Genomic DNA, 23,150 nt, shown 5'->3' on the forward strand with positions numbered 1-23,150 from the left:
ATCCGCAGATCAGGTGGCCGGCACGGCGGCGCGGGAAACGGGTTGGTGCGCCATCGCGAGCAGGCGCGCGGCGATGTGTTCGAGCGGAAGCTTTTCGCTGGCGGCGCCCAACTTCCAGGCGGCGCCGGGCATGCCCCACACCACCGATGATTCTTCGTCCTGCACCAGCGTGTGCGCGCCGCCCTGCTGCAATTCCAGCAGGCCGCGCGCGCCGTCGTCGCCCATGCCGGTGAGCAGCGCCGCGATGGCGGCCTTGCCCACGCTGGCGGCCATCGAGCGGAACAGCACGTCCACGCTGGGCTTATGACGATTCACCGGCGGGCCGTTGTGCAGGCGGCACACATACTTGGCGCCGTCCCACATCACCAGCAGATGCTGGCTTCCCGGCGCGATGTACGCGTGGCCCGGCTGGATCGGCTGGCCGTCGCGTGCTTCGCACACGCGCATGGCCGAACAGTGGTCCATGCGCGAGGCGAACGGACCGCTGAAAGCGGCGGGAATATGTTGCGTGATGACGATCGGCGGCGCATCCGGCGGCATCGCCTCGAGCACCACGCGGATCGCTTCAGTACCGCCGGTCGACGCGCCGATCGCGATGATCGGCATGCCGCCGCGCGTGCCTGCGCTCTGCGCGCGCGGCAGCACGGCGTCCGCGGTGAGCCGGGGCGGCACATCGAGTTTGCGCACGGCAGCGCGCTGACGCGGCCGTGCCAGCGCGGCCAGCTTCACCTTGGCGCAGATTTCCTGCGCGCCTTCGGCAAAAGTGCTGGCCAGATCGTTACTCGGCTTGGTGAAGAAATCGACGGCGCCCAGCTCCAGCGCGCGCAAGGTGACTTCGGCGCCTTCCTGGGTGAGCGAGGAGACCATCACCACCGGCATGGGGCGCAGGCGCATCAGGTTCTCGAGGAAGGTGATGCCGTCCATGCGCGGCATTTCCACGTCGAGCGTGAGTACGTCGGGATTGAGCTGCTTGATCTTCTCGCGCGCAATCAGCGGATCGGCGGCGGTACCCACCACCTCGATGCCCGGATCGCACGAAAGCATGGTCGACAGCAGCTTCCGCACCAGCGCGGAATCGTCGACTATCAGGACACGTACTCTTTCCATCGCGTATTCGTCTCGCCTTCGTGGTGCGGCGTGGGTGTCGGACCCGCGTCCGCCGGCCCTTGTCGGCGCCAGATGCCTGCCTGATGAAACCGTCGTGACGCGCTTGCGTCAGAACAGTTCCACCTCTCCCTTTATCGGATCGTTTGCCAATCGCTTGAGATACTGCCGCTCGCCGTCCACCAGCACGGTGTCGGTGCGGCCACGCAGCTGGCGCACGCGCGCCTTGCCGGTGGTGGGGAAAAACTGCACGTGGCGCGGATGCACGTCGCCCAGGTCTTCGGCGGCCACTTCCAGCCGCTCCGCTTCCAGGTAGCGCCGCACGAAGGCGATGTTGCGCTGGCCGATGTCGGTCATGGTGGCCAGCACGCGGCCGCCGCCGAACACTTTCACCACCATGTTCGCGCGCTGACCGCCGGCCTTGAGGATGGCGTTGATCAGCTGTTCCATCGCGTCGTTGCCGTAGCGTGCGGCGCGGCCCACGGTATCGGCCCAGCCGCCGCGTTCACCGCCGATGGGCTCGGGCAGCATGAAGTGGTTCATGCCGCCGATGCCGCGCACCCGATCGAAGATGCAGGCCGACACACACGAACCGAGCACCGTCGAAATCATTTCCTGCTGCGCACTCACGTAGAACTCGCCGGGCAGCACCTTCACCGTCATGCACGACTGCGCAGGGTCCCAGAAACGGCGCAGGTGTTCGAACCCGGGCAACACCCGGGCCGGGTCGTACTCGGCCCCTGCGGGAATCTTGACGGCAACACCATTCATGCACTGCGTTTCCGATAGACCGTGCGTCCGATCAGGTCGAAGTTGTCGTTGAGTCCGTACATCGACTCCGAGTGGCCGAGGAACAGGTAGCCGCCCTCCGGCAACAGGCCGGCGTAGCGCTGGAACAGGCGCTGCTTGGTCGGCTTGTCGAAATAGATCACCACGTTGCGGCAGAAGATCGCGTCGAACGGGCCTTGCATCGGCCAGTCATGCAGCAGGTTCAGCGGCAGGATGCTGACCAGCTCGCGCAGGCGTGGATTCACGCAGACGTAGTCGGCGTAGTCGCCCTCGCCGCGCAGGAACCAGCGGCGCCGGCGTTCCACGCTGATCCCTTCCAGGCGGTCGAGCGCATACACGCCCTTGCGCGCCGTTTCCAGGGCCTGCGGCGACAGGTCGGTGGCGAGGATCTTGGCGTCCAGCTGTTGCGCGCCGTGTTTCTCCAGCGCTTCGGCCAGCACCATGGCGAGCGTGTAAGGCTCCTCGCCGGTGGCGCAGCCGGCGGACCAGATGCGCAGGCGGCCGCCGTTCTTCTTCTCGGCGATCCAGCGCGGCAGCAGTTCGTCGATGAGCAGCTCGAAGTGGTGCGATTCGCGGAAGAACGCCGTGACGTTGGTGCTGATCGCGCTCGCCAGCTCACCCAGTTCCTGCTGCGGATCGCGCCGCAGCAGTTCGCAATAGGCCTGGAAATCGCGCAGCTTCAGCGCGCGCAGGCGACGCAGCAGGCGGCCCTGCACCAGCTGCCGCTTGTGCTCGCCCAGCGAGATACCGCATTGCTCGTAGACGAACGTACGCAGGAATTCGAACTCGGCGTTGCCCAGCAACGGGCCGCCCACGGCCGCCACGCCACCGTTGTTGTCGATCGTGGCCGCCGTGCTCATGCTCAGAATTCCTTCCAGGCGCCGGCGTCGGAGGCTTCGGCGCGGACAGCGCGCGGTGCCGGTGCGTGCGAGCTGCGCACCGCGGCGAACACCGCTTCGGCTTCCGCCATCACCGACTGCGAACGCGCCTTCTCGGTCGCCACTTCGTTACCGCTTTCGCCCAGCTGGAAGAAGCCGACCTGGCGTGCCAGTTCGCCGGCCTGCTCCTGCATCGCGCGGGCCGCGGCCGCGGCCTCTTCCACCAGCGCGGCGTTCTGCTGTGTCATTTCGTCCATCTGCAGCACGGCGTGGTTGACCTGGTCGATGCCGGCGGACTGTTCCTGCGACGCCGCGGCGATTTCCGCCACGATGTCGGTGACCTTTTTCACGCTGTCGACGATGTCGGCCAGCGCCTTGCCGGACTGGTCCACCAGCGCCGAACCGGCGCGCACCTTCTCGGCGCTGTCGTTGATCAGGCCCTTGATCTCCTTGGCAGCACCCGCACTGCGCTGGGCCAGGTTGCGCACTTCCGTGGCCACCACGGCGAAGCCGCGGCCCTGTTCGCCGGCACGTGCGGCTTCCACCGCCGCGTTGAGCGCGAGCAGGTTGGTCTGGAAGGCGATCTCGTCGATCAGGCTGACGATGTCGGAAATCTTGCGGCTGGAATCGTTGATCTCGCGCATCGCGGAGCTGGCCTGCGCGGCCACTTCGCCGCCGTGCTCGGCCTGGCGGCGCGTGGCGCTGGCAAGCTGGTTGGCGTGGCTGGCGTTCTCTGCGTTCTGCTTCACGGTGGAGGTCATTTCCTCCATCGACGAGGCGGTCTCTTCCAGGCTCGAAGCCTGTTCCTGCGTGCGCTGGCTGAGGTCGTCGTTGCCGCGGGCGATCTGCTGCGCGGCCGAGCTCACCGAACCGGCACCGTGGCGCACTTCGCCCACGATGCTGCTCAGGCGCTCGTCCATCGTGCGCAGCGCGTCGAGCAGTTCGCCCAGCTCGTCCTTGCGGGTGTTGGCGATGTGATGGCCAAGCTTGCCGCCGGCGATGGCGTGAGCCACCTTCACGGCCGTGCCCAGCGTATTGAGGATCGAACGCATCAGCAGTACCGCCATCACACCGGCGATCAGCAGGCCGAGGATCAACGCGGCGATGCTGATGGTGCGCACGAACTGGTAACGGCTCACCTGCGCGTCATAGATCTTCTTGGCGTCGCTGCGCTGTGCTTCGACCAGCTTGGCCAGCGAATCCTGGCGCTGCATCATCAGCGGACGGACCTGCATTTCCAGCAGTTCCGAGGCACCCGTGTCGGCCTGCTTCAGGGCGTCGACCAGCGAATCCTTGGCGTCCTTGTAGTCGGCATCGGTGGAGCGCCAGTCGTCGAACTGCTTCTTCACGCCGGCACTCATGGGGATGGCTTCGAACTGCTTCTTGAACGCCTCCATGTCCGACTGCATCTTCTCGTAATCGGCCAGCTTGGCCTTGACCTGGTCCGGCTTGCTGGTCAGCGAGCTGGCTTCGCCCAGCAGGATGAAGGACATCAGCGAGCGCTGCGAGATCTGCGAGATCAGCTGCGCGGGCACGATCTCTTCGTCGTAGATCTGGCCCATGCCGGCGTTCTGCTGCTGCATCGAGCCGATGCCGATCACGGCGCCGGCGATCAGCATCAGGCCGAGCAGACCGAGCACGGCACGCATGCGGTTTCGGACGTTCAGTTCCGGAGCTTTCAGTGCGAACTTCTTCATGATGATTCCAACCCTGCGTATGTCGGTCAGGCCACGGCTTTGACATCGGAGGCAGCTGGCAGCGCCGCCTCCAGCATTTGTGCGTCATGGGGTTGCAGCAGCTTGTCCACGTCCAGCAGCAGCACCATGCGCTCGCCGGCAGCGGTCAATCCCTTGAGGTATTCGGTATCCACGGTGGTGCCCATGTCGGGCACGGGGCGGATGGCGTCCGGCGTCACGTCGAGCACGTCGGAGACGGCATCGACCACCACGCCGAACAGGCGGCCGGCCACGGTGATGATCACGGTGACGGTGGTGGCGCCGTATTCCTCGCGCTCCAGGCCGAAGCGCAGGCGCATGTCGATCACCGGCACGATGGCGCCGCGCAGGTTGAGCACGCCCAGCACGTATCCCGGTGCCTGCGGAATGCGCGTCACCGGCGTCCAGCCGCGGATTTCGCGGACCGCCAGGATGTCGATGCCGTATTCCTCGTGGGCGAGGTTGACGGTGAGGTACTGCGACTGGAGCGCCTCGCTCCGGGTGTTATCGGACATGTTCGCCTCGTGGTCGGGGCCGCGTGCGAGGCCCCCTATCGGGTTCTGGATCGGCGGTGGCGGGGGAAACTTGAGGGGAATGCGCGTTTTCGGCAGGGGGATTCCGAGGTGGCCAGCACGGTGCCCTCTGTGGGAGCGCACTTGTGCGCGACGGTGCATGGATCACCGCCGCGGCATCCGGGTGTCGCGCACAAGTGCGCTCCCACAAGGGAGAGGGAAACGGGGCGCCCGTCGCTTGCTCAGGCCGCTTTCCTGCGCCCCTGCATGCGCACCAGGCCGGCGATGTCGACGATCAGCGCCACCGAGCCATCGGCAAGAATGGTGGCGCCCGACACGCCCTGCACGCGGCGGTAGTTCGCTTCCAGCGACTTCACTACCGCCTGCTGCTGGCCGATCAGGCCGTCCACGAACAGGCCCACGCGTGAACCGTCGCCTTCCACCACCACCATCAGGCCTTCTTCGATGGCATGGATCGCTTTGTCGCAGCCGAACGCATCGTGCAGGCGGATCACCGGCAGGTATTCGCCGCGGAAGCGGAACAACTCGCCGCCGCCCACTACGCTGCGCACCGCTTCGGCCTTCAGCTGCACCGATTCCACGATGGACACCAGCGGCACGATGTAACGCTCCTCGCCTACCGCGGCGGTGAGGCCGTCGATGATCGCCAGGGTCAGCGGCAAGGTGATGGTGAACACGCTGCCCTTGCCCTGGGTGCTGCGGATGGTGACGGTGCCGCCAAGATCGGAGACGTTGCGGCGAACCACGTCCATGCCCACGCCACGGCCGGACAGATCGGTGGTGACGGCGGCGGTGGAGAAGCCCGGCTGGAAGATCAGTTCCGCCACGGCGTCGTCGCTCATGCCTTCGCCGCTGCTGATGATGCCGCGCTGGATCGCCTTGGCCACGATGGCCTCGCGGTTGAGGCCGGCGCCGTCGTCGGACACTTCCACCACCACGTTGCCGCCGCGATGCGAGGCCTGCAGGGTGAGCGTGCCGGTGTCGCCCTTGCCCGAGGCGCGGCGCTTGTCCGGTGTTTCGAGGCCATGGTCGATGGCGTTGCGCACCAGGTGCACCATCGGATCGCCGATCTTCTCCAGCACCGTCTTGTCCAGCTCGGTCTGTTCGCCGACCAGCTCCAGCTTGACCTGCTTGCCCAGCTTCTGGCTGATGTCGCGCACCATGCGCGGAAAGCGGTTGAACACCGAGGCGATCGGCAGCATGCGAATGCCCATCACGCTTTCCTGCAGCTGGCGCGTGTGGCGCGCCAGCTGGCCCAGCCCGTGTTCGAGCATGGCCAGCCGCTCGGCATCGATATCGCCTTCGCGGAAGGTGTCGAGCATCGACTGGGTAATCACCAGCTCGCCCACCAGGTTGATCAGTCCGTCGATCTTGTCGATCGACACGCGCACCGAGCTGGACTCGGTGCTGGCCTCACGCTGCGCACGCGCGGCGCCCGCATCGGCAACGGCCGGTGCTGCAACCGGCGTTGGCGCCGGCGCGGCGACTTCGGCGACGACGTGCTTCGCTTCAATGGTGAGATCGCATTCGTCTTCGACCCAATCGAACACGCCGGTGATATCGGCGCGCTTGACCGGACCGCTCAGTTCGATGGTCCAGCCGACGTGGCACTCGGTCGGTTCCAGCGCGGCGAATGCCGGCAGGCGGTCGAATTCGGGCGTGACCTGCAGCTTGCCGAGGGCGGCCAGCTCGCGGATCAGGCGCAGCGGTTCGTTGCCGCTGGCGAGCATGCCGGCATGCGGGCGGAAGCGGATGCTCCAGGCATCGGCCTGGTCCGCATCGCGTCGCGCCTGCAAGGCAGTGGCCGGCACGCCGCGTCCCATCGCTGCGGCCAGCTCGTTGCGCAGCCCTTCGGCCACCGCATCGTTGAGCGGCTCGCCGGCCTGGGCGCGGGCAAACATGCCGCGCAGGCAATCCACCGTGCGCAGCAGCAGTTCGATGATGGCGCCGTCGATGGCGCGCTTGCCGCTGCGCACTTCATCGAGCAGCGACTCGGCTTCGTGGGTGAACGAGGACATCTCCGGAAAACCGAAGGTGGCCGCACCGCCCTTGATCGAGTGCGCCGCGCGGAAGATGGTGTGCACCAGCTCCCCGTCGCCGCCTTCGTCCAGCGCAAGCAGCGACGACTCCATCGTGTCGAGTCCTTCCAGACTCTCTTCGATGAACACCTGTTGGAACTGCGCCAGACCAGCCTTGCTCATGGGGACACTTCTCTAAGAGATTACGGACGCACGTTCACCGCCGTCATGCCGGCGTTGCCGGCACGACGCAGTTGTCTTCAACCCAGCACGCGCTTGACGGTGGCCAGCAGCTGTTCGGGATCGAACGGCTTGACCAGCCAACCGGTGGCGCCGGCGGCCTTGCCTTCCATCTTCTTGTCGGTGTGCGACTCGGTGGTCAGCATCAGGATCGGCACGCCCTTGTATGCCGGCAGCGTGCGCAGCTCGCGCACCATGCTGAGGCCGTCCATCACCGGCATGTTCACGTCCGCCAGCACCAGGTCGAAGCTGCTGCCCTTGGCCGCGTCGAGCGCCAGCTGGCCGTTTTCCGCCTCGCTCACATCGTGGCCGGCGTTGCGCAGGGTGAAGGCCACCATGCCGCGCATCGAAGCCGAATCGTCAACTGCAAGAATCTTCGCCATCTTCCACCTCAGTTTCAGGCCGGCATCGGTGCCGGCAGTTCCAAAGCCTGTGCGAGGCCGAGCACGCCGGCCGCGTCACGCATCACTTCGCTCACACCCAGCCACGCGGGCGACTGGCCACGCGCCGTCGCCTCGCGGCGGAACGCCACCAGCAGCTGCAGCGCGGCGGTATCCACGCGCTCCACGCCGGCGCCGTCCAACTGGGCGGCGGCGGCATCGAACGCTTCGATCAGTTCGGCCTTTACCTGCGCCACGCTGCCGAGGCGGAAATCGGCGGGCAGCGCGATCACGCGCGCCGCAGCCTTTGCCTCACCCGTCGTCTTGCCCATGGTGTGATCCTGTGCCTGCCCTTAGGGCGTCTACGGGTGGTTTATCGGCCATGCCGTTGTTCGCTTTAGCGATCTTTGTCCCGATCGAGCGCCGCCGATCCGCGCAAAATGGCCTCTCAAGTTTTTCCGAAGGCCGCCGATGCCTAGGGCACGGACGGGCGCGCATGCCGCTTCGTTCGCAAGGAGCTACGATTGATCATCCAACCCACCAGTCTCGCAGCCCTCGCCTGGGCCGGCGCTGCCTCCGGCAGTGCCGCCGAGAGTTGGCGTATCGGCACCGTGCTTTCGGCGCGACCGCTGGGGATCAATCAGGACGGCATGATGGTGCTGCAGATTGGCGCGCTGGCGGTGGAAACCGAGGCGCCGAGCGGCCAGCAGCTGCCTTCGCAATTCCAGGTGCGCGTGCTGACGCTGGGCGCGCAGCCGCAGTTGGAAGTGATCATGCCGCACATGCCCGAGCCGACCGTGCAGTTGGCCATGCGCGAGCGCCTGCCGCAACAGAACGGCTACGCGCCGTTGCTTGCCACGCTCGATGCGCTCGCCCAGCGCCCGGCGCTGCGCCAATTGCCGGCGTATCTGCGGCCCGCGCTGGCATTGCTGGAACACGTGGTGCGCACGCCGGCCGAGATCACCCGCGGCGAGGGACTGGAAGAAGCGATCAAGCGCAGCGGCCTGTTCCTGGAGGCGCAACTGGCCGAACCCAATCTCGATATGGCCGGCGTGAGCCAGGAAGACTGGAAGGCTGCCTTGCTGCGCCTGGCCAGCCTGCTCGACGACTACCTGCCCGCGCGTCGCTCCACCAGTGCGTCCAGCGAGACGCCTCCGCCGCTGCAACAGCGTGGCCTGCAGGCGCAACCGCGCGCCATGCTGCCGCTGTCGCTGCTCGACGACGATGTCGACGCCCTGCTCAGCCAGTTGCATGGCGAAGTGCGCGCTGCGTTGGCCCGGGTGGAAGTGGCGCAGTTGGAAGCGACTACCGCTTCCGCGTGGATGATCGAGATTCCGCTGCAAGGCGAGGACGGCCGCGACATCCTGCAGGTGCAGTTGCAGCAGAACACCGAGAGCGACACCGGTTCGTCGTGGACGTTCGGCTTCGCCATCGACCTGCCCGCGCTGGGACCGATCCAGGGCGAACTGCAACTGCGCGATCTGCGCCTGGCCGTGCGCCTGTGGGCGGAACGCGCCGATACCGTGCATCGCCTGGAGCAACAGTTCGGCCCGTTGCGGCAGACGCTGTCGGCGGCGGGTCTGATCCTCGATCAGCTGTCGTGCCAGCAGGGTCTGCCGCAATCGAGCCACGCGCACAGTGCGATCCTGCTGAGGACCACGGCATGAGCAACGCACTTCCTCCCGCGCGCCGCCGCGTCACCCTGCGTCTCTCAGGCGGCTCGAACCATGCTGCCGCGACGCCGGTCAGCCTGCCGCCCGAATCGCTGGAAACACTGCTGGCCCGCGCTCGCGCGCTGGGCATTCCGTTGCACCAGGATCCGCAGATGGCCGCACTGCTCGCCTCGCTGCGCCTGCGCCAGGAAGTGCCCGCCACGCTGTACGCAGCCGCCGCTGCAGTGATGGCCTGCATCTACGACGCGGCCGACGCGCAGCACTGAGCGCACGTTCTTGCGAAGCGTGCGTGCGCACGCGATGTGCGTGGAAACACGACACACCCTTCATGTTTTGTCCGCAACAGTGATCCTGCACACACAGGATCGCTCATGGCCCGTTCCGGAAACTCCGCCGTTCCACCTGCAAAACGACAACGCGCACTGATCGAACGCCGCAACACCAAGATGGCGCGTTCCGCCCACGCCTACGTGCGTGGCAACACGGCGCAGTTCTACGAATGGCTGGACTCGTCGGCGGCACCGCCTCTTCCCGCCGGTCCGGCGATCTGGATCTGCGGCGACTGCCACATCGGCAACATCGGCCCGGTCGCGGACGACCAGGGCAAGCTGCACATCCAGATTCGCGATTTCGATCAGAGCGTGATCGGCAATCCCGCGCACGACCTGGTGCGGTTGGCGCTTTCGCTCGCCATGGCGGCGCGCGGCTCGGACCTGCCCGGCATCACCACCGCCAACATGATGGAGGCGATGCTCGACGGCTACGAATCCGCGTTTCCGGAAACCGACGATCCGGAACCGCGCATGCCCGGCACCATCAAACTGGTGATGCGGCAAGCCGCACGGCGCAGCTGGAAATCGCTCGCTGACGAACGCACGAACGGTGATGGGCTCGAGCTGCCGCTGGGCAAGCAGTTCTGGCCCATCCTCGCGAAGGAGCGCAAGGCCATCCAGGCGATCTTCCGCCAGCCCGAACTGGATGCGCTGGCCAAGCAGTTGCGGCGCCGCGATCCCAAGGGCGAGGTGAACGTGCTGGATGCCGCGTACTGGCGCAAAGGCTGCAGTTCGCTGGGCAAGCTGCGCTACGCCGCACTGCTGGACGTGGATGGCGAAGCGGTGGAAGGCGACGACCTTTGCCTGATCGACATCAAGCAGGCGGCCGCGTCCATCGCACCGCACGCAAGCCGCGCCCGCATGCCGCGCGACCCGGCGCAGCGCGCGGTGCTAGCCGCGCAACACCTGTCGCCTGCGTTGGGCAACCGCATGCGTCCCACCCAGCTGCTGGACAAGCCCGTGTTCGTTCGCGAGCTGATGCCGCAGGACCTGAAGATCGACATCGCACGATTGCGGCGCAAGCAGGCGCGCCACGTTGCCGCCTTTCTCGCCCATGTGGTCGGGCATGCGCACGCTCGCCAGATGGACGCCGCCACGCGCCAATCGTGGTGCCGTGAATTGCGGCGCAATCATTCGCGCACGCTCGATGCGCCGTCGTGGTTGTGGACGGCGGTGACCGGGTTGCTGTCGATGCACGAGCGCGATTATCTCGACCACTGCCGGCGCTACGTGGGCGGCAAGGCGTGAAGCATTCGATCAAAGCGTGATGGTGGCCGACAGCATCGCCGGATTGCCCTTCAGGCGATTGGTGACGTCGAACTCGTGCAGCCAGCGGAACGAGAATTCGGCCTGGCCGCCTTGCCACTTCTTGAGGTAGTTGACCATCGGGCCGACGCCCAGGGAATGGCCCTTGAAGCCATTGAGTTGATCGGCGATCGGACCGGTGTCGTCTTCCAGCTGATAGATCCAGCCACCGACTGCGCCAAGGCCCCAACCCGAAGGAAAGCGCTTCACCAGCAAGGTATCCAAGCGATAGACCGCACCGTTCTGGTAATCGGTCGCCTTGTCCTTGGTGTAGAAGTCCACGGCCGTGGTAGCACTCCATTCCAGCGAGCCTTGGTCGAACAACGCGGTGTAGCCCACGGTAGGCGAGAAGGTCCAGGTGTTGAGGCTCGCATTGGCCAGGCGGCCATCCTTGTAGTCGCCCGTCGGTGCGTAGAGGTACAGCGAGAACGAGATGTGCTGCGTCTGACTGAAATGATGACTGGCGATGACCGGTGCAAAGAACAAGTCGTACGGGGCCAGCACGTGGGACGAGCGACTGGTATTGAAACTGCCCAGCCGCGCGTTCACGTTGGCGTCGACGTAGGCGAACGGCAGCGTCATCATCGAAGCGAAATTCCACGACGAGGGTTGCGTCTTCCAGATGTACAGGCCGGTGAAGGTGGCCAGCTGGAACTCCGCCTTGAGTCCAAGCGCCGCGCCGCCACCCGCAATCGGCACCTGTTTGGAGGCGCTGATCGAGCCGTCGTAATAGGCGTAGCCGTACTGCCAGGTGAGGCCGGGCGTCGGCGGGATCAATCCCGAGTACGAACTCGCCTGCAGGCCGGTGATGGAGCGTCCCACACCGGTTTCCGTGGCATGCAGCGGCGACGCAAGCAGGGCAGCCAGCAGGGCGGAATACAGCGCAACTCGTTTCATGGCAGCTCCGGACCCCTGGGCAGATACGCAACGGCATGCGCCTTCCGTGTGGCAAACGAATTCCCGCGCACCGCCTCAGCCTCTACGGATCAGGGGCGTCAAACAAGCGAAAATCCACCTATGGGTTCTAGGTAGAACTACGGAATAAACGGCGTAGCCGGCGCATCAGGAAATGGCCTGGCGCGCTGCGCTCCATGCGCCGACGGCGTGCCGCTTCAGATCGCGGCGTTGTGCTGCGCGGGTTTGGCGCCGCCATCCGGAAAACGTGCGATCGCCTGCTGCGCCGCCTGCTCCAGCGAGGTCACGAATTCGTTGACGTCGGTGTTCGGCGGTGGCGCCACCTCGGCCGCCGCCAGCGGCTCGGGGAACATCACGCCCACGATGCAGGCGTGCGCGATGCGGGCGTGCACCAGCGACACGGTATCGTCGAAGGTGTCGCGCTCCTTGATCGGGCTGGTGCTGACGATGTAGACCATCGACACCGCGTTGGGCGTCAGCTCCGGATGCGCCTGCGCGTCGAAGGCCTGGAAATCCGGGATGGAGATATGCCGCGCGTCGATATGCAGGTCGCGCAGGATGCGCGTCAGCAACTCGGTGGACAGATCGTCCGCCATCGAACCCAGGCCCATGCACAGCACCAACGATCCGGGCGGCACGGCCAGCGGCCCCTGGAACCGGCCCATGGCATCTTCGCGATGCTGGCGCAGGCTCTGCCCGATGGTCATGCTTTCCAGCACCGAGGTGCGGCGACGCCAGCGCGTCCAGCGGCTTTCCTGGCTGTCGAGCGACTCGACCACCGTGACGATGGCCTGCTTCACGGACAGCTGCTGCGATCCGCTGATCGCCCCGTTGGCCAAGTCGATGCGCGCCAGTTGCAACGCCGGCAGCAGCACGGCATCGCAGTAGGCGGCGAAACTCTTGCGCTTGAGGAAGTCGCGCGCCTCGCTGATGATCTCGCCTGCGTCGCCGGACAGGGCACGCTGGTACACGCGTTGCGGCAAGGTGAGCGCCGGCGTGTCGCCGAGCAGGATGTTGAGCAGGTCCAACGCCTGCACGTGACGCCCCGCCACCACCAGGCACAGCGTCAGCGGCGTCGACATTAGCAGGCCCACCGGACCCCACAGGCCGCTCCAGAAAATCGCCGCGACCACCACGGCCAACGGAGTAAGACCGGTGGTATGGCCGTAGAGGAACGGCTCGATCAGCTGCGACACGATGATCTCGACCGCCAGGTAGAGCAGCAAGGTCATCAACAACACCGACCAGCCCGGCGCCACCGCCGCGGCGAACAGCGCCACCAGCGCCGCCACCAGCCATACGCCGATATAGGGCACGAAGCGCAGCGCCGCCGTCAGCAATCCCCACAGCAGCGCGCTGGGCACGCCGATCAGCGTCAGGCCGAGCCAGATCGCCACGCCCACGCCGAGGTTCACCGAAAACGTCGAGATGAAGAATCGCGACAAACGTTCGCCCGCGTCGTTGATCGCGGCCGTGGTGGCACGCAGATCCGCGCCGCCGGCCAGGCGGATGAAGCGATCGCGCAAGGATTCGTGTTCCAGCAGCACGAAGATCAACACCACCAGCACGATGCCTGCCGTTTCCACCGGCACCCATGCCGTGGTCAACACGCGAGTGAGCAGCCCCACCGGCTCGGACGGCGGCTTGGTCGCCTGTGGCGAAGGCTTCGCCGACGGAGCGGTGTTGGTGAGATAAGGCGGCGCCAGGAACGACGGCGCCGTGCTTCCACTAGCCGCGGGCGCGCTGCCCTGGCCTGAATCGTCGATCACCTTGCCCAGTTCGCCGCGCACCACGTCAAGCCGGCCGAGCGTTTCCTCGCGCAGCGACTTCACCTTGCTGCGGATGGTCACCTCGTACTGCGGCAGACTGCGCGCCACGTGCACTACCTGCGTGCCCATGATGGCGGTCACGCCGGTCACGATGACCACCAGCGCGACCACCGCGATCAGCACCGATGCCGTGTGGCCGAATCCGATGCGCCGGTAGATGCGCACCCAGGGCGCCATCAGCAGGCTGAGGAACAGCGCCAGGATGATCGGCACCAGCACTTCGCGCCCGAAATACAACAGCGCCAGCACGCAGGCCAGCGCGATGATGACCACGGCACGCTGACTCGCCGTCGCGGCGGTTGGCACGGGCACTGGCGACGACATGGGCTTCTCCTTTCCACTGCGGTTCGCCGGGATCGGTGTCCCGGCGTGCCGCAAGGATAGCCGTGCTCAGCGTATCGAGTACGTCAGGCCGCTTCGTGCTCCAACGGCAGGCGGCAAAGGCGGCGCACATCGAGCAAGGCCACGAAGCCGCCCTGCGAGGGCAATACACCGTGCACGGGATCGTCGTCTCGATCCGTGCCGCCGGGCAGCGGCGGTGCGATGTCGGCGGCGCTGGCTTCCAGCAGGTCGCCGATGGCGTCCACCCGGATGCCGACCAGATGCGGGCCGTGCGAGAGCATCACCTGGCGTACCTGGAAGGGGTCCATGCGTTTTTCGTCGGACAGCCCCAGCCGACGGCGGCCGTCGAGCACGGGCACGATGCGGCCGCGCAGATGGCGGATGCCCAATACCTCGGGCGCCGAGCCCGGCACGGGGGTCAACTCGCCATCGCGAAGCACTTCGCTCACCTGCGTCAGCGGCGCGGCGTAGGACTGCCCGCCGATGCGGAACGACAGCCAGTGCTCGGTGTTTTTCACGTGTTTCATGGCAGCGACTCCCCTGCGTTGACTTTGCCTGGTACGACGGTCTTGCAAATCACGGGCCATGCTCCGGAGCGGCTACATGGGCCGATCCCACGGTGATGGCGCCCGCGGCGACGTTGGGCAGGCTGGCGCGCGGCGTCACTTCCGGCCCGGATTCGCCCTCCTGCGGCTCCGCGCGCTGCGGCCTGGCGAGGATGACCTTGTTCACCGGCACGTCGTCGGCCTGCCGGGATGCCACCACTTCCATGGTGGGCAGGGCTGTCGCGGGCTTGTTGGCAACCACGGGGGCTGCGGGCGCAACGCTAGTGGCAGGTGCCGGCGCTCCCTGGGTGCCCGCGGTGAGCTGGCCGGTGCCCGGCGCCACGTTCTCGATGCGCTGGGGCTCGCCCTCTTCGCTGAGCACCACGATCAGTACGCGGCGGTTGCGGTTGCGTCCGTCCTCCGTCGCATTGTCGGCATTGGGGTGGTATTCGCCCCAGCCCATGATGCCCAGCCGCGTGGGGTCCACGCCCTGCTCGGTGAACAGGCGCGCCACGCTGGCCGCACGGGCGGCAGACAGCTCCCAGTTGGAGGGATACAGCGCGGTGTTGATCGGACGATCGTCGGTGTAGCCCTCGATGCGCACCGTATTCGGGAACGGCTTGAGGATCGAGGCCATGCTGTTGAGCACTTCGTTGGCTTCCGGCGAGAGTTTCGCCACGCCACTGGGGAACAGGATGTCGGTGCGCAGCTCCACTTCCAGCCAGGAGGTGGTCTTGCGCACGATCACCATCTGCTTGTCGATCAAGGGCTGCAGCGCGCGCACCACCTGGTCGCGGATCATGTCCAGGTTGCGCTTCTCGCTCGCCGGCGCAGCGGCGCGCGAGTCCACCGCGCGCACCATCTGCGGACGCCCGGGAATGGGCACGCTCACCGGAATGGTCGCCGCGCCCGGCTGGCTCGCCGGCGAGGCGATCGCGGGATCGACGTTGTGCGGCTGCGCGCGCGTCTGCGGCATCGGCGCAATCACATGGCTGGAGCCGTTGAATGCCTCGATGATCGAATTGGACATCACGCGGTACTTGCCTTCGTTCACCACCGACACCGCGTACATCACCACGAAGAAGGCGAGCAGCAGCGTCATCAGGTCGGCATAGGGGATCGCCCATGCTTCGTGGTTGACGTGATCCTCGTGGTGTTTTTTCTTCCTGGCCACAACGCTGCGCTCCGTTACCCCAGGTAGCCCTGGAGCTTCGATTCGATCTGGCGCGGATTGGCGCCCTCGGCAATGGCGACCAGTCCTTCGATCAGGATTTCGCGCATCTGCGTCTGCTTGTGGATCAGCGCCTTCAGCCGGGCCGACATCGGCAGCATCCACAGGTTGGCCAGCGCCACGCCGTAGATGGTGGCGACGAACGCCGCGGCGATGCCGTGGCCGAGCTTGCTGGGGTCGGCGAGGTTCTGCATCACCGCCATCAGGCCCATCACGGCACCGATGATGCCCATGGTCGGCGAGAAAATGCCGGCCTGCTCGAACACTTTCGCGCCGGCCAGATCGTGGTGTTCGCGCGCCCCCACTTCCACTTCCAGCACGCCGCGGATCGCTTCGGGCTCGCTGCCGTCCACCAGCAGCTGCAGGCCCTTGCGCACGAAGGTGTCGCTTTCCGAATCGATCTGCGGTTCCAGACCCAGCAGGCCCTGGCGGCGCGAAATTTCGCTCCAGCCCACGATGCGGCTGATCAGGTCGGAGGGTTGGTGCTGCGGCGGCTTGTACACCAGCGGGAACAGCGCCATCGCGTGCTTGAGTACCTTGCCGGAGTTCTGCACCAGCAGCGCGGCGATGGTGCCCATGAACACGATCACGAACGCAGCCGGATTCCACAGCGCTTCCACGCTGGAACCCTTGAGGATGGTGCCGACGATCACGACCACGAAGGCCAGGATCGTGCCGATGAGACTTACCAGATCCATGTCAGCCGCTCATCCTGATGGAGGAAAGAAGTTGGCCGTCGTGGTCGGACAGGCCGGCCAGATCCATCACCAACGCCAGGCGGCCGTCGCCGGTGACGGTGGCGCCCGCCACCGCAGGCACGCCCTGGAACAAGGGACCGAGCGGTTTCACCATCACGTCTTCGCGCCCGAGCACTTCGTGCACCAGGCAACCCAGCCGCATGTGGCCGATGTGCAGCACCACCACGTGGCGACCCGCCAGCCCATCCACGCCGACCCAGCCGCCGAGATCGGCCAGCACCAGTGCACGGCCGCGATGCGATGCCACCACGCGACCGTCTAGCTGTTGCTGCTGTCCCGGTGCCAGTTCGAATACTTCATCCACATTGCTCAGCGGCAGCGCGAGCAGACGCGCGCCCACGCGCACCATCAGCACGCGCTGGATCGCCATCGTCAGCGGCACCGCCAGCTCCAGCGTGCTGCCCTTGCCCAGCTGCGAGCGCACCGACAAGGTGCCGCCCAGTTCCACCACGCGCGTCTTCACCACGTCCATGCCCACGCCGCGACCGGAGATGTCGGAGACGGTGGCGGCGGTGCTGAAGCCGGGGCGGAAGATGATCTCGTAGCATTCGTTTTCGGTGAGGCGCGATGCCTGCGCCTCGTCCATCAAACCCTTCTCCACCGCCTTGCGGCGCAGGACTTCAGGGTTCATGCCGCGCCCGTCGTCGGACACGGTGATCACGATGCGCTCGCCGCGCTGGCTTGCGCCCAGCGTGACCTTGCCCTTGCGCGGCTTGCCGGCGCGTTCGCGTTCGTCCGGCATTTCCAGGCCGTGGTCGAGCGCGTTGCGAATCAGGTGCACCATCGGATCGGCGAGTGCCTCGACCAGGCTGCGGTCGAGATCGGTGCCCTCGCCTTCCTGCACCAGTTCCACTTCCTTGCCGAGCTGGCGCGAGAGATCGCGCACGATGCGCGGGAAGCGCTGGAACAGACGGCCCACCGGCTGCATGCGCATGCCCAGCACGGCGTTCTGCAGCGCGTCGGCCACGCGATCGAGTTCGGTGGCGGCCAGCTCGAGCGTTTCATCGCCCGTCTTCGCCGCGAGGCTCAGCAGGCGATTGCGTACCAGCACCAGTTCACCGGCGCGATGCACCAGCGCGTCGAGGCGGGCGGTGTCCACGCGCACGGTGTTTTCCGGTGCGGGCGCCGCTTGTTTGGCCGGCGCGGCGACGGATGCAGATGCAGCGACAGGTGCGGGGGCCGGCGCGTTCGCGCCTGGCTGGCCGCCCTTGCCGTGAAGATTGTCGAGCAGCGATTCGAACTCGTCGTCGAAGATCGTGCCTGCCGTCGACGATACGACGGGCGCGGTCGTCGTGGCGCCAAGCTGGCCGCCCTTGCCATGCAGGTTGTCCAGCAGGGCTTCGAATTCGTCGTCGGAAATGCTGCCCGAGTCGGCCGCCGCTAAGGGCGCACCCGGTGCGCCGCTGCTGCCATAGAGGCTGTCGAGCAGGGCTTCGAATTCGGAATCGTCGATCGTGCCGTCGCTCGGCGGCGGCGCCACCGGCTTGGGCGCCGGTGCGGGTGCAGGCGCGGCGGCCTTGCCCGGCGTCAGGCGTTGCAGCAGGCCGGCGGGCGGCATCGCCATCGCGCTGCCGCTGGCCAGTGCCGCCATCATGTCGTTGAGTAGGTCCAGCGCTTCCAGCAGCGCATCCATGCGGCTGGCATCGAGCAGCAACTGCCCGTTGCGCGCCACGTTGAGCAAGTCCTCGGCGTGATGGCACAGCTGCACCATCGGCTCGATGGCGAGGAAGCCCGCGCCGCCCTTGACCGTGTGGAACGCGCGGAACACCGCGTTCAACAGTTCGGCATCGCGCGGCGAGGCCTCCAGCCCGATCAGCTGATCGCCCAGGCGCTGCACCAGTTCCCCGGCTTCCACCAGGAAATCATTGCGCAGCTCGCTGTCCAACGTGGGATCCATGCGGCGGTCCGTCCTTTAGAAACCGAATTCGCTGAGCAGGCGATCCGCTTCGTCCTGACTGGTGACCTTGACCGGACCGGTGGCGGCTTCGCCCGAGGCCAGCGCGCCGGTGAGGCTCACCAGTTCCAGCAGCGAGTTCTCCACGCTGCCGATGAAGTTCACCACTTTCTTGATGCGCTGGCCCGAGAGGTCCTGCCACGACTGGGCGACCACGAAATCGGCGAGGCCGTCGCGGCATGCGTTGGCGAACGCCTGCGACTGCTTCGCCAGCACGTGCGCGACATCGCCTTCGGCGGTGCCGTCGATCACCGCGTCGGCGTTTTCGGCGAGCGCTTCGGCCTGCGGACGCATGCGCTCGACGAAATCGAGCGAGCGATGGGCCGCCTGCGAGCTCATCTCGAGCACATCTTCCAGGTGCTGGCGCGCATCGGCGACGCTGCCCGGCACGCCTTCCTGCGCCAGGTCGCCGCCGAGGCGGCGCACGGCATCGTGCAGGTCGCGGGCAAGCAGGCCCAGCGCGCGGAACACACGCTGTTCGCGCTCGCGGACCAGCACATCGAGGGCCTGCTCGAAGGCGGCGCCATCGGCGCTGTTCAGCAGGTCGTGGAGTTCCTTCGGCATCGACTCGCCGGCCATCAGGGAGCCTGCATTCATACGCCAAGTACCTCGCGCCGGGAGCTGTTTGCCCGCAGGGCAAGGAAGAACGAAGAAGTGTATGTCGATACACGACTGAGTGATGACGCAGCCTTGCGGGCAAACAGACCCGGCCCGAAGGGTTGCGCTTGAGCGGCCGCCAGGCGGCAGCGCGCGGCTTGACCTGCCAGCCAGGCAGGCGCAGCGCCACGCGCTACCACCTGACAGCCGCTCAAGCGCAACGCGAGGTACTTGGCGTATGAATGCAGGCTCCGAACTTGTGCGTTCATGCGCCGGCTCCCGCTGCAGCAAGGCGTTCGAAGATCTTGCTCAGCTTTTCCTGCAGGGTGACGGCGGTGAACGGCTTGACGATGTAGCCGTTCACGCCGGCCTGGGCGGCGGCGATGATCTGGTCGCGGTTGTTCTCGGCGGTGACCATGAGCACCGGCAGGCCTTTCAGCGCGGGCTCGGCGCGGATCGCGCGCAGCAGGTCGATGCCCGTCATGTTGGGCATGTTCCAGTCGGTCACGACCATGTCGAAGGCGTTGTTGCGCAACATGGTCAGCGCGTTCTCGCCATCGTCGGCTTCCTGGATCAGGCCGTTGCTGAAACCCAGCTCGACCAGCAGGTTGCGCACGATACGCCGCATGGTGGAGAAGTCGTCCACCACGAGGATCTTCATATTCTTGTCCAAACGCTTTCTCCGCTGCGCGTGTTACTTGGAAACCCAGGGGATGGGCGATGGGTCATGGGCGCGCGACGATCACACTCCACAGCACACGTGGGCCATTGGACTCGCGCCCCACTACCTGCCCCTCGATCCCTTACGTTGCTTGCCTTCCTTCTCCTGCCCCTCGTGCCAACCCGACATCCGCGCTCGCAAGCGCACGATGGCCTGGCCGTGGATCTGGCACACGCGCGATTCCGTCACGCCGAGCACCGCACCAATCTCCTTGAGGTTCAGTTCTTCCTCGTAGTACAGGGACATCACCAGCTGCTCGCGTTCGGGCAGGCCGCCGATGGCTTCCACCAGGGCTTCGCGCATGCCTTCGTGCTCGACGCTGTCCGCCGGGCTCAGGCTGTCGCCGTCGGCCACGTCGAACGCTGCGCCGCCGTCCGCGTCATCCGGTGCGGAGAGGCTGAGCAGGCGAGCACTCGCCGCGTCGGCCAGCACCTGGTGATATTCCTCGGCACCCATGCCCAGTCGCCGCATCACTTCGGCGTCATCGGCATCGGAACCGGTTTCTATTTCAATCTGACGAACGACCTCCGCCATTTCGCGCACTTTTCGATGCACCGACCGTGGGGTCCAGTCGGTGCGCCGCAATTCGTCGAGCATCGCGCCACGGATGCGGATACCCGCAAACGTCTCGAAGCTCGCATTCTTGCCGGTGGTGAAATTGCGCGAGGCCTCCAGCAAACCGATCATGCCGGCCTGAATCAGGTCGCTCACGTCCACGCTGGGCGGCAATCGGCCCATCAGGTGATAGGCGATACGTCGCACCAGGGGAGCGTGCTGGCGAACCAGTTCGTCGGCACTCTGCCGCGTCAGCTGCAGATATTCGGAAGCCACACTCATGTCACCACCCCGTTGCTACTGCGGCCTGCCTGCTGAAAAAGGCGATGCGATCCAGGCCCAGTCGCTCGGGTTCACCCCATGTATCGACCGCACCCGCCAATTGCTTGAATGCCAATCCCGACCGGCTCGACGGCCACAGATCCACCACCGCGCTCTGGCGGCGGATGGCCTGCTTGAGCCGTTCGTCATGCGGGACATGGCCCATGAATTCCAACGCCACATCGAGGAAGCGATCGCAAACTCGTGCGAGTTTCTGATGCAGCTGCCTGGCTTCGCCCACGTTGCGCACCATGTTCGCCACCATGCGGAAGCGGCGCACGCCGAAGTCGCGGCTGAGCACCTTGAGCAGGGCGTAGGCATCGGTGAGCGAGGCGGGCTCGTCGCAGACCACCACCACCACGTCGTCCGCAGCCGCGGCGAACATCGCCACGTTGTCGGAAAGTCCTGCGGCGGTATCCACCACCAGGTAATCCGGCGGCGCCACCAGATCGTCGAACGCGCGGATCACCGCCGCGTGCTCGCCGGCGCCCAGCTGCGAGAGGCGGCGTGTGCCCGAACCGGCCGGCACCACCTTGAGGCCGTGCGGCGCGGTCATCAACAAGTCTTCGATCGAGCAGACGCCGTCGAGCAGGTGGCCGATGTGGCGGGTGGGCGTGAGGCCGAGCAGCACGTCGATGTTGGCCAGGCTCATGTCCGCATCGAGCAGGATCACCTGATGGCCCTCGATGGCCAGCGCCATGCCGAGGTTCACGGAGACGGTGGTCTTGCCCACGCCGCCTTTGCCGCCAGCCACCGCAATGGCACGGCAACGTTTGCGCGGCGCGGTGCCGCTCAAGCCATAGGCCTGGTCCTGCACCGGCGCCTGCCGGGTATGTCGTTCGGTCAGCGCACGCAGCATGCTTTCCAATCCCATCGCCTGATTCATTGCGAAGACGCCACTCATGCGCTTGCCACCGCTAGTCCAAAGCGATCCGCCATCACCACGTCGTCGGCCGGCGCGCTGCCCTTGAGCACCTGCGCGGCGCGGCATACCAGCACCCGCGCATCGGCTGTGGCGATGTCTTCGGGCACGCGCTGTCCATCGGTGACATAGTCGAGCGCGAGTCGGTGACGGATCAGCACCGATAGCGCGCCGCCGAGGCTGGGGGCCTCGTCGAGTTTGGTAAGAATGCAGGCGTGCGGCTTCACCGGCAGGTAAGCGCGCACCGCCTCATCGAGCGACGACGCATGCGCGTTTGCCGCCATCACCAGGCAGGCGCGCAGATCGCCGCCGTTGCCCAGCACTTCCAGTTGTTCGGCCAGTCGCGGATCGCCGCCGGCCAGGCCAGCGGTGTCGACCAGCACGGTGTGGTGGCCACGCAGCAATTCGAGTACATGGCGCAGGCTGTCGGCGTCGTACGCCGGATAGACGCGAACGCCGAGCAGGCGACCGTAGTGTTCCAGCTGCGCCGCGGCGCCGATGCGGTAGTGATCGGTGCTGACCAGCGCGACCTGCGATGCGCCGTTGCGCATCACGGCACGGGCCGCCAGCTTGGCGATGGTGGTGGTCTTGCCCACGCCGGTGGGACCGACCAGTGCGGTGACGCCACGACGCTCCGAGTGATCGCGCGGGCTGATCGACAGGCTCCGGCTGAGCACGCCCAGCGGCAGATAACGGGCCTGTTCGGCGTTGATTTCCACCGGCAGCTCGCCGACCAGCTGGCGCGCGACATCCGGTTCGATACCGAGCCGGGTCATTTCGCGCAGTACGCGGGCACGCATCGGCTGACGGCGTTCCAGGTCGTTCCAGATCAGGCTCGACAGCTGCGTTTCCAACAGGTCGCGCAGGCTGCCCAGTTCGGCACGCACGCGCGCGGTGTCCTGCATGGCGCGTTCGAGCAATGGATGGAGGGACGCAGCTTCGGCGGAGGCACCGTTCGGCGCGGTTTCCAGCGGCGCCGTCATTTCTTCCAGCGCCTTGGCCAGCGTGGCGGCCTGCGCCTGCGGCATGCGCGCGGCGGGCGCCTCGATCACCGGCTCCACGCGCGGCGACGTGGCACGACGCGAGAGCGACACGGAGACGCCGTCGTCATCGCGACGGTTCGTCGGCGGCAGCGGCGGCGGCGCGGCCTCGCTGCGACGCGCGGCAGCGTTCGGCGCGGAGGCGGCAGCCGGTGCGCGGTTTTCCACTTCCAGCGGGGCACCGTGGCGCGCGGCTTCGCGTACCAGCGCTTCGTCGAAATCGACCGCGGCGATGATCTCGATGCCGTCGTCCATCCGGCGCGTGGACAGGATCACCGCATCCGGCCCCTGGTCCTCGCGCACTTCGCGCATGGCCTGACGCATATCCGGGGCCACGAAACGCTTGATCTTCACTTGCTCGCTCCGCTCGCGTGAATGGTGAATGGTGAATGGTGAATAGGAACAGCCCACGCTGATGCAGGGTTCCGTTGAATGGTTTGTGCGTGGCGCATG

General features: G+C 66.6%; 22 protein-coding genes. 3 read left to right on the top strand and 19 right to left on the bottom strand.

Features of this window, described 5'->3' with window-relative positions:
• Positions 1 to 9 precede the first annotated feature (9 nt).
• From ACN9MB_RS16960 to ACN9MB_RS16995, 8 genes are all read right to left on the bottom strand, one after another.
• Positions 10 to 1,107 (bottom strand): protein-glutamate methylesterase/protein-glutamine glutaminase, encoded by a 1,098-nt coding sequence (locus ACN9MB_RS16960; RefSeq protein WP_426269654.1) that lies wholly within the window; start codon positions 1,105 to 1,107, stop codon positions 10 to 12.
• 108 nt (positions 1,108 to 1,215) lie between these two features.
• Positions 1,216 to 1,875 carry a chemoreceptor glutamine deamidase CheD gene (gene cheD, locus ACN9MB_RS16965; protein ID WP_204637690.1) on the bottom strand — a complete coding sequence of 220 codons (660 nt, stop codon included), beginning with the start codon at positions 1,873 to 1,875 and terminating at the stop codon, positions 1,216 to 1,218.
• Positions 1,872 to 2,753, bottom strand: coding sequence for a CheR family methyltransferase (locus ACN9MB_RS16970; protein ID WP_204637691.1), 882 nt, complete (start codon positions 2,751 to 2,753; stop codon positions 1,872 to 1,874). The genes cheD and ACN9MB_RS16970 overlap by 4 nt, the downstream gene beginning before the upstream one ends.
• Before the next feature lie 2 nt (positions 2,754 to 2,755).
• A complete protein-coding gene (locus ACN9MB_RS16975; protein WP_426269655.1) occupies positions 2,756 to 4,468 on the bottom strand; it encodes a methyl-accepting chemotaxis protein in 1,713 nt (570 codons plus the stop codon).
• Positions 4,469 to 4,494: 26 nt separating this feature from the next.
• Complete coding sequence (locus ACN9MB_RS16980) at positions 4,495 to 5,001, bottom strand: chemotaxis protein CheW (RefSeq protein ID WP_204637693.1); 507 nt, start codon at positions 4,999 to 5,001, stop codon at positions 4,495 to 4,497.
• 239 nt (positions 5,002 to 5,240) lie between these two features.
• Entirely contained in the window at positions 5,241 to 7,220 is a 1,980-nt protein-coding gene (locus tag ACN9MB_RS16985) for a chemotaxis protein CheA (RefSeq protein ID WP_426269656.1), read from the bottom strand.
• A gap of 77 nt (positions 7,221 to 7,297) precedes the next feature.
• Complete coding sequence (locus ACN9MB_RS16990; RefSeq protein ID WP_204637695.1) at positions 7,298 to 7,660, bottom strand: response regulator; 363 nt, start codon at positions 7,658 to 7,660, stop codon at positions 7,298 to 7,300.
• A gap of 14 nt (positions 7,661 to 7,674) precedes the next feature.
• Positions 7,675 to 7,989, bottom strand: a complete 315-nt coding sequence (locus tag ACN9MB_RS16995; protein ID WP_204637696.1) for an STAS domain-containing protein — start codon at positions 7,987 to 7,989, stop codon at positions 7,675 to 7,677.
• A gap of 192 nt (positions 7,990 to 8,181) precedes the next feature.
• On the opposite strand from ACN9MB_RS16995, the gene ACN9MB_RS17000 reads away from it, so the two are divergent.
• From ACN9MB_RS17000 to ACN9MB_RS17010, 3 genes are all read left to right on the top strand, one after another.
• Positions 8,182 to 9,324 (top strand): flagellar hook-length control protein FliK, encoded by a 1,143-nt coding sequence (locus ACN9MB_RS17000; protein WP_204637697.1) that lies wholly within the window; start codon positions 8,182 to 8,184, stop codon positions 9,322 to 9,324.
• Positions 9,321 to 9,596, top strand: coding sequence for an EscU/YscU/HrcU family type III secretion system export apparatus switch protein (locus tag ACN9MB_RS17005; RefSeq protein WP_204637698.1), 276 nt, complete (start codon positions 9,321 to 9,323; stop codon positions 9,594 to 9,596). The genes ACN9MB_RS17000 and ACN9MB_RS17005 overlap by 4 nt, the downstream gene beginning before the upstream one ends.
• A gap of 105 nt (positions 9,597 to 9,701) precedes the next feature.
• Positions 9,702 to 10,910, top strand: coding sequence for a DUF2252 family protein (locus tag ACN9MB_RS17010; RefSeq protein ID WP_426269657.1), 1,209 nt, complete (start codon positions 9,702 to 9,704; stop codon positions 10,908 to 10,910).
• A gap of 9 nt (positions 10,911 to 10,919) precedes the next feature.
• On the opposite strand, the gene ACN9MB_RS17015 is transcribed toward ACN9MB_RS17010, so the two are convergent.
• From ACN9MB_RS17015 to flhF, 11 genes are all read right to left on the bottom strand, one after another.
• On the bottom strand, positions 10,920 to 11,864 hold the full coding sequence (locus ACN9MB_RS17015; RefSeq protein ID WP_426269658.1) for a SphA family protein: 945 nt from the start codon (positions 11,862 to 11,864) through the stop codon (positions 10,920 to 10,922).
• 215 nt (positions 11,865 to 12,079) lie between these two features.
• A complete protein-coding gene (locus tag ACN9MB_RS17020) occupies positions 12,080 to 14,035 on the bottom strand; it encodes an AI-2E family transporter (RefSeq protein ID WP_204637701.1) in 1,956 nt (651 codons plus the stop codon).
• Between the two features lie 83 nt (positions 14,036 to 14,118).
• Positions 14,119 to 14,580: a chemotaxis protein CheW gene (locus ACN9MB_RS17025; protein ID WP_204637702.1), complete on the bottom strand. Its 462-nt coding sequence runs from the start codon at positions 14,578 to 14,580 to the stop codon at positions 14,119 to 14,121.
• A gap of 49 nt (positions 14,581 to 14,629) precedes the next feature.
• On the bottom strand, positions 14,630 to 15,772 hold the full coding sequence (gene motD / locus ACN9MB_RS17030; RefSeq protein ID WP_426269659.1) for a flagellar motor protein MotD: 1,143 nt from the start codon (positions 15,770 to 15,772) through the stop codon (positions 14,630 to 14,632).
• A 14-nt stretch (positions 15,773 to 15,786) separates the two neighbouring features.
• Positions 15,787 to 16,527 carry a flagellar motor protein gene (locus ACN9MB_RS17035; protein WP_204637704.1) on the bottom strand — a complete coding sequence of 247 codons (741 nt, stop codon included), beginning with the start codon at positions 16,525 to 16,527 and terminating at the stop codon, positions 15,787 to 15,789.
• A gap of 1 nt (position 16,528) precedes the next feature.
• Positions 16,529 to 18,484: a chemotaxis protein CheA gene (locus ACN9MB_RS17040; RefSeq protein ID WP_426269660.1), complete on the bottom strand. Its 1,956-nt coding sequence runs from the start codon at positions 18,482 to 18,484 to the stop codon at positions 16,529 to 16,531.
• A gap of 15 nt (positions 18,485 to 18,499) precedes the next feature.
• Positions 18,500 to 19,138, bottom strand: coding sequence for a protein phosphatase CheZ (locus ACN9MB_RS17045; RefSeq protein WP_204637706.1), 639 nt, complete (start codon positions 19,136 to 19,138; stop codon positions 18,500 to 18,502).
• A gap of 265 nt (positions 19,139 to 19,403) precedes the next feature.
• The gene (gene cheY / locus ACN9MB_RS17050; RefSeq protein WP_204637707.1) at positions 19,404 to 19,811 is read right to left on the bottom strand and encodes a chemotaxis response regulator CheY; all 408 of its coding nucleotides are present in this window, start codon (positions 19,809 to 19,811) and stop codon (positions 19,404 to 19,406) included.
• A 111-nt stretch (positions 19,812 to 19,922) separates the two neighbouring features.
• Positions 19,923 to 20,696 (bottom strand): RNA polymerase sigma factor FliA, encoded by a 774-nt coding sequence (locus ACN9MB_RS17055; protein WP_426269661.1) that lies wholly within the window; start codon positions 20,694 to 20,696, stop codon positions 19,923 to 19,925.
• Between the two features lies 1 nt (position 20,697).
• Positions 20,698 to 21,621, bottom strand: a complete 924-nt coding sequence (locus ACN9MB_RS17060; RefSeq protein WP_204637807.1) for a P-loop NTPase — start codon at positions 21,619 to 21,621, stop codon at positions 20,698 to 20,700.
• Positions 21,622 to 21,635: 14 nt separating this feature from the next.
• A complete protein-coding gene (gene flhF, locus ACN9MB_RS17065) occupies positions 21,636 to 23,051 on the bottom strand; it encodes a flagellar biosynthesis protein FlhF (RefSeq protein ID WP_426269662.1) in 1,416 nt (471 codons plus the stop codon).
• Positions 23,052 to 23,150: the final 99 nt, after the last annotated feature.

Origin of the sequence: Dyella kyungheensis (genome assembly GCF_049913195.1) — a bacterium.
Classification (GTDB): Bacteria; Pseudomonadota; Gammaproteobacteria; order Xanthomonadales; family Rhodanobacteraceae; genus Dyella; species Dyella kyungheensis.